At 68.6% G+C, this 3,148-nt stretch carries 2 protein-coding genes; both read right to left on the reverse strand.

The annotated features are described in order from the left end of the window. Positions 1-48 precede the first annotated feature (48 nt). On the reverse strand, positions 49-1,191 hold the full coding sequence (locus AC07YH_RS25965) for an aromatic ring-hydroxylating oxygenase subunit alpha (RefSeq protein ID WP_494749780.1): 1,143 nt from the start codon (positions 1,189-1,191) through the stop codon (positions 49-51). A 139-nt stretch (positions 1,192-1,330) separates the two neighbouring features. Continuing rightward, a complete protein-coding gene (locus AC07YH_RS25970) occupies positions 1,331-2,962 on the reverse strand; it encodes a phytoene desaturase family protein (protein ID WP_494749781.1) in 1,632 nt (543 codons plus the stop codon). Between the last annotated feature and the right edge of the window lie 186 nt (positions 2,963-3,148).

Consider the following 3,148-nt stretch of genomic DNA (forward strand, 5'->3'; position numbering starts at 1 on the left):
ATCCCCGACCCTTCCCCCATCGAGGGGGAAGGGAGCTATGAGCAATCCTCACCACCCCTCCGGCGGCCTTGTCATCCGGCTCTCCGGGATCAGCGCCCGCATCTTCCGGCCGAAGCTCCGCAAGCTGACCTCACTCGTCGCCAGCGGTCCCGCCGTGAACGTCCGTGACGCCATGCCCTGCTGCACCCGCGCCACCAGCTCGGTGTCCTCGGCATTGACCTGCCGGTTGATGCGCCAGTTGAGGTACCGCGCCGCCTTCATCTCCCGCCGCTCATCGGGCAGGGCGTAGGCGATCTCGCGGATCATGGTCTTTTCGGCCGAGACCGGGATGAACTGCATGAAGTCCACCTGGTCCGGATAGATGTCGAAGGCGAAGTTCGGCCAGAGCTTGAAATAGGTCCACAGCCGCTTGCGGTCGTCCGGCAGGTGCGGGACGTCCGGCAGCAGGTCCTGGTACAGGCGCTCGGACGGGCTTTCCGACGGCTCGTCGATCAGCTGACCCCACATCTTGTCGACGAAGGTCTTGGCCTCGACGCCGTAGCCCTTGCCGAACAGCCGGGTCAGGCCGGGGTGGGCGACGGGGATGTGCAGGCCGTCCGAATAGTTGTCGCTGATGTTCTTCCAGTTGACCTCGCGCGGCCGCAGGGTGACGCGGCCGAACGGCTGAAGGTCCTCGAAGCGGTAGTGGGCGACCTCGTCCTCGTAGGGGGCCATCATGGTCGCGACGCTGGGACCGTCCCCCTCGATCCGCACGAAGACGAAGCCGCGCCAGATCTCGGTCTCGATCCTGGCCAGGCCTTCCTTGGCCATGTCCAACGCCGGGTAGTCGTCGCGCATCGGCACGCCGATCAGCCGGCCTTCCAGGTCGTAGGTCCAGGCGTGATAGGGGCAGACGATCCGGCTGCTACAACGGCCGACGGGACCGTCCAGCAGCCGCGCGCCCCGGTGGCGGCAGACGTTCGCAAACGCCCGCACGCCGCCGTCCTTGCCGCGCAGCACCACCAGGCTCTCGCCCACGAAGTCGAAGGTGTGGAAGTCGCCGGCCTTGGGGATATCGTTCAGGTGACAGACGATCTGCCACGACGGGCGGAAGATCTTGTCCTGCTCCTCGCGGAAGAACCGCTCGGAGCCATAGATCCAGCCGGGCAGGCCCCAATCCGCCTGCGGGTCTTCGTTGGAGATCTGCGTCATGACCAGGCCCCCTCCACCGCCGTTCGGCGGTCCCCCTCCCCCAAGAGGGGGAGGAGAGCTCCTTCTCCGCCCCGCTTGGGGGCGGACAGGCCTCGCGCAGCGAGGCCAGGTGGGGGCCAGTGCTGAGCCTGCCGCATGCTCACCGCCCTGCCACCGACAGCTTGATCGCCGTGGCGAAGTCCTTGTCGCGCAGGATTTCGCGGGCGGCGTTGCGGCCCGGATTGCCCGAGACGCCGCCGCCGGGGTGCGTGCCAGCCCCGCACATGTAGAGGCCCTTGATCGGCGCGCGATGGCTGGCGTGGCCCAGGAACGGGCGGGTGGCCCACAGCTGATCCAGCGACATGTGGCCGTGCATGATGTCGCCGCCGATCAGGCCGAACTTCCGCTCCAGGTCCAGCGGCGACAGGATCGTGCGGCCCAGCACCGAGGCCTTGAAGCCGGGGGCCCATTTCTCGACCGTGGCGATGATCAGGTCGGCGGCCGACTCGCGGACATCGTCCCACGAGGCGCCGTTCGGCAGCTCCGGCGCGAACTGCTGGCAGAACAGGCTGGCCACGTGCTGTCCGGGCGGGGCCAGCGAGGTGTCGATGGTCGAAGGGATCAGCATCTCGACGATCGGGGCCTTGCTGATGCCCTCGCCCTTGGCGTCGCGATAAGCGGCGTCCATGTAGTCCAGGCTGGGGGCGATCACGATGCCCGACTGATGGTGCTCGGCGGCGTCCTTGCCAGGCAGGGACGTGAACGACGGCAGCTCCGACAGCGCCACGTTCATCCGGAAGGTGCCCGAGCCGTTCTTGTAGCCATCGACCGTCTTGCGGAAGTCCGCGGTCAGGGCCGAGGGCGGCACCAGCTTCTTGTAGAGCAGCGACGGATTGACGTTGGCGCTGACGATCGGAGCCATGATCTGGCGGCCATCGACCAGCTGCACGCCCACGGCTTTCGCGCCATCGACATGGACGCCCTCGACCGGCGCGTTGAGCAGGATCTCGACGCCCGCCGCCTCGCAGGCCTTGCCCATGGCCTGGGTGATCGAGCCCATGCCGCCGACCGCGTGGCCCCAGGCGCCCTTCTTGCCGTTCACCTCGCCGAAGGTGTGGTGCAGCAGCACATAGGCCGAGCCGGGCGTATCGGGGCTGGCGAAGTTGCCGACCACGGCGTCGAAGCCGAAGGCGGCCTTGACCGCGTCGCTCTCGAACCAGCTGTCCAGCACGTCGCGGGCGCTCTTGGTGAACAGGTCCAGCAGGTCGCGCTTGCGCTGGCGCGACAGCATGGCCAGGCGCCCGCCCTGGCGCAGGGCCCGCAGCATCCCCGGCAGGCCGTCGCCCAGGTTCGGCGGCGTCTCCTGGGCGAATTCGCGCAGCACATCGCCGATCTCGTCCAGCATGGCGTAGTAGGCCGGCAGCACCTCGGCGTCGCGATAGCTGAACTTGCGGAACTGTTCCTGGGTGCGCTCCAGCCCGCCGCCCAGTTTCAGGTACTTGTCGTCGCTGATCGGCAGGAAGTTGGAGATCGGCCGTTCCAGGAACGTCAGGCCATAGCCGTGCAGACCCATGTCGGCGATGACGCGCGGGTTCAGCAGGCTGACCGTGTAGCTGGCCACCGAGTTGCGGAAGCCGGGGTGGAATTCCTCGGTCACCGCCGCCCCGCCGACCACGCCGCGCGCCTCACAGACCGTGACCTTCAGCCCGGCCTTGGCCAGGTAGAAGGCGCAGACCAGGCCGTTGTGGCCGCCGCCGATGATCACGGCGTCGCGGGTGGTGGTCTCGGCCATGGTGTCGCTCTCCCCAGAGTAGGAGGAGAGGTTGCTATACGATCGTACAATAGGCAAGCGGCCGTAGATGCTCCCCCGCTGGGGGAGCTGTCGCGGAGCGACTGAGGGGGCAGCGCGGCATAGGCCGGCGAGGGGGGGGGGGGGGGGGGGGGGGGGGGGGGGGGGGGGGGGGGGGGGGGGGGGGGG

This window comes from Caulobacter sp. GW456-12-1-14-TSB4 (genome assembly GCF_059424195.1).